The sequence below is a fragment of the Thiomicrospira microaerophila genome (assembly GCF_000934765.1).
GTDB classification, from domain to species: Bacteria; Pseudomonadota; Gammaproteobacteria; order Thiomicrospirales; family Thiomicrospiraceae; genus Thiomicrospira; species Thiomicrospira microaerophila.
On the sequence record NZ_JYNN01000034.1, the window covers coordinates 1 to 3,716 of the forward strand.

A 3,716-nucleotide genomic window follows, 5' to 3' on the forward strand; every position below is an offset into this window, starting at 1 on the left:
AGCGTCAAGCCGATTATCGACAACGCATTCCGATTGAAGGCAAATTCGGTCAAGCCAAGCAATACTATGGTTTAAACCGCGTTCCAACCAAGCGCGCCAACACCAGCGTGGCTTGGATAAACTCAATCTTCTTGGTGATGAACCTATTGGTGCTGTTGAAGGCCTTTTTTTGGCGCTATTTTTACCAAAATAGCGGGCTATTCTCGCCCTATAGGCTATTTATGGCTTCTATCGCATCCAAAAACACAGAATTACGCCATCACTAAAAAGAGTTAGCGCATGAAAAAAACAAATTAGCGCTGAGTTCGAATTGTTCGGTTTCTTGTTCGCTGATTTTTTGAGCGGACTCTACCTAGAAATGACTTGAATAATTTTATAGGTAGATTAAATTTTTCGACATTGTAACAAACATAATTAGAGATACCTTGCAAAAACTTGCAGGTTTAAGTTAAATTAATAAGTTATAACTAATAGCTATAAAAAAATATTATGCAAAAAAAATGCCCTTTAACCTACAGGCGTACTGATGGATTAATCAAACAACTCAAGCGTTAACTTATATCCAACCCCACGCAAGGCAATCAAACAATCCATTCTTTCACTAATCCGCACTAGTTTTTGACGTAGCCGCGACATGATGACCTCAAGCTGTTTACGCCCTTTGGTGTCAAAATCAAGCTGATTGGTTTCAAGTAACTCCCAGTATTCAAGCTGCTGGTTTTTTGCCATACGAAATTGATTGAGTATCTTCGCTTCTTTTAAGCTAAGCGCTTCAACCGTGCCATCGCGCAGCCAAATTTTCTGTTTAACCGGATCAAAACGCAGCCTATTGGCTAATAAAATAGGCGTGATATCGGGCTCCGCTTCTGTACTCGGACGCAGTCGCTTGGTTAAACTGCCAATGGTGGCAATCAGTTCTTCAGCGGCAATCGGTTTGCTTAAAAAAATATCTGCGCCGGCTTCATAGCTTTGCAGTTTTTTATCTAGGTCTTGATGCATCGTGAGCATAATGATGCCAATGGCGGGATAGATAGCACGCAATCGTTGTGCAAGCGTAATACCATCGATGCCGGGCAAACTAATATCCAAAATAGCCAAGGGCCAATCGGTTGCGGGGGTGATATGCCCCAAAGCCTGCTCAGCCGACTCAAAGGCATCGACCTGATAGCGCTCGGACTCAAGGATATGGATTAAGGATTGTTGAATAAGCGGTTGATCTTCAACGAGTAAGATATTCATGGTAGTCATGGGTTTGTTACATAGGATTTTATCATAGCGGTCGTTTGAGCAGCCTGCCAAAATTGATTTGTGTTTAATTTTTATAATTTTAAAGCATTTTTGATCTCAGTTAATTTAATTTTCTTGATTAAAAGTAAGATTCAGGGCATAGACATCTAAATAAATAATAATTCAACAAGTTACAACCAGGGTAAAAAAATCGGGTTTTTCTTAACGTAATGGCAGTGGGCCTACGCCGGAATTAACGTAAAAATATTGTTAATTTTGCCATTATCGTTTTAAATACACCCTCAAAATAGTTTGCAGGAAAATAACATTGGATAAGAATATGACATTATCAATAAAACAATCAGGTTTGCGGTATCTTTGGCTAGTAGGCCTGGTTGTGTTTTTAGACCAAATCACCAAGTTTTTAGCGGTGACTTATTTAAACTTTGCAGACCCGGTTGCGGTGTTGCCGCATTTTAATTTAACGCTGGTGTATAACTATGGCGCGGCGTTTAGTTTTTTGGCCGACATGGGTGGCTGGCAGCGTTGGTTTTTTGCTGGATTAGCGATAGCGGTGAGTGTGTTTTTAATTGTCTGGCTGTCTAAGCTCAAGGCAAAACCAACCTTTGAGGTTCTAGGGTTGGTTTTAATTTTAGGCGGCGCGATGGGTAACCTGATTGATCGCATTTTGTTTGGACGGGTCACTGATTTTTTAGATTTTTATTATGCCAGCTGGCACTTTGCCACCTTCAACATCGCTGACATGGCGATTTCAGTCGGCGCGGCGATGTTAATTATCTACGAATTCTTTTTACGTCCAAAAGAAGAGAAACCAAACTAAATCTAATAACACCATGCTGGTTTGCGCATCGGTGGATGCGCTGCGCTTATCCACCCTACCTATCAAGGCCATTAACCTAAAAACTTAACCTCGTTCCCACGCTGTGCGTCACTGCCATTAAGTTAAGAAAAAAAACGGTCATTGCGAGGAGCGCAGCGACGCGGCAATCTCTCAAGGGCGTGCGCAGTCTGCCAGAGATTGCCGCGGCCTTCGGCCTCGCAATGACGCAAGTTGGTTAGCTCCGTGTTGTCACTCATTCCTTAACTTAATGGCCGTGACGCTGTGCGTGGGAATGCAGACTGATTTAACCGATGAAACAACGCTCGAACCCACATCCAAGGCGCATCCATGTTCAACGTGGGAGCGCGACCTGGTTGTAAGTTGTTGATTTATTATTTACTTAAAATACGTTTGCCCTGTCAGCTCAAACCCAAGTCAGCTTGTTCGTTAAACTGGGCTAGGTGTTTAACCGCTGCTTGCCAGAGTGGGTTGTAGTGGAGTTTGTCATAACGAATTTTTGGGTGACCATGCAGGCGAATAAGACGGGCATGCGAAACCACACAAGGTCGATGTACCCCAGCATTTAGCACCTGCGAAATTTCAGTCAACTCGTTGCATACCAACACCAGATCACAGCCCGCCTCTATCGCCATTTTGACCCGCTCAACCGTGTCACCATACACTGCCGCGGCTTGCATACCTAGGTCATCACTAATAATCGCGCCCTCAAAGTGACAGGTTTGACGCAAAATTTTTTGTAACCAAATTTTAGAAAACCCAACAGGCAAGTCATCAACCGATGGATAACGCACATGCGCGGGCATCACCGCGTCTAATCCATGTGCCATCAAGGTCAAAAAAGGTTGTAAATCACGCTGTTCAATTTCTGGCAAAGTGCGTGAATCTATTGCTACTGTATGATGGGTATCCGCCTGCACAAAGCCATGTCCTGGAAAATGTTTGGCCACACTCGCCATCCCCGCTTCACGCATGCCTTGGGTTAAGGCCAAAGAGAGTTTTCCTGTAACAATCGGGTCGGCAGAAAAGGCGCGATCACCGATCACATGGCTTTCTCCATAATCCAAATCGACTACCGGTGCAAAACTAAAATCGACGCCACAAGCAAGAAGTTCCGTTGCCATCAGCCAGCCCATTTCTTTGGCCAGCTTCAAGCCCTTTGCATTATCATCTTGATAAAGCTGCCCTAATTGGCGCATCGCCGGCAATCGACTAAAACCTTCTCGAAAGCGTTGTACTCGCCCGCCTTCATGATCCACCGCAATCAGTAATTTAGGATGACGCAGGTTATGAATCTGTTCACACAGGGTTTGCAACTGTTGAGGCGATGAATAGTTTCGACTAAACAGAATGACCCCAGCCACCCGTGGATGCAGCAAATAATCACGCTCATGCGGCAGCAAACTCTCACCCGCCAAACCAATCATCACCGCCCCCAAAGACAGGGCTTTTCCTTGTGTTTGAATCATCTATTTTCCTTTAATTTACAACCGAGTCATTACGCCCTTTGGAGTCACTGCCATAAAGTTAAGAAAAACCCCGTCATTGCGAGGCCGAAGGCCGTGGCAATCTCTTGCAGACGGTGCACGCCCTTGAAAGATTGCCGCGTCGCTGCGCTCCTCGCAATGAC

4 protein-coding genes are annotated in these 3,716 nt (G+C 44.5%); 2 read left to right on the forward strand and 2 right to left on the reverse strand.

The window, feature by feature from the left end; translation table 11 throughout:
• Positions 1–266, forward strand: a 266-nt coding sequence (locus tag NA59_RS10460) for a transposase (protein ID WP_044412101.1), incomplete at its 5' end; no start/stop codon positions are given.
• Between the two features lie 265 nt (positions 267–531).
• Here the strand turns inward: NA59_RS10460 and NA59_RS10465 are convergent.
• Positions 532–1,239 (reverse strand): response regulator transcription factor, encoded by a 708-nt coding sequence (locus tag NA59_RS10465; RefSeq protein ID WP_198401094.1) that lies wholly within the window; start codon positions 1,237–1,239, stop codon positions 532–534.
• Positions 1,240–1,567: 328 nt separating this feature from the next.
• Between NA59_RS10465 and lspA the strand changes: the two genes are divergently transcribed.
• Positions 1,568–2,068, forward strand: a complete 501-nt coding sequence (lspA, locus tag NA59_RS10470; RefSeq protein WP_044412107.1) for a signal peptidase II — start codon at positions 1,568–1,570, stop codon at positions 2,066–2,068.
• 419 nt (positions 2,069–2,487) lie between these two features.
• On the opposite strand, the gene nagZ is transcribed toward lspA, so the two are convergent.
• The gene (nagZ, locus tag NA59_RS10475) at positions 2,488–3,555 is read right to left on the reverse strand and encodes a beta-N-acetylhexosaminidase (RefSeq protein WP_198401095.1); all 1,068 of its coding nucleotides are present in this window, start codon (positions 3,553–3,555) and stop codon (positions 2,488–2,490) included.
• Positions 3,556–3,716 lie beyond the last annotated feature (161 nt).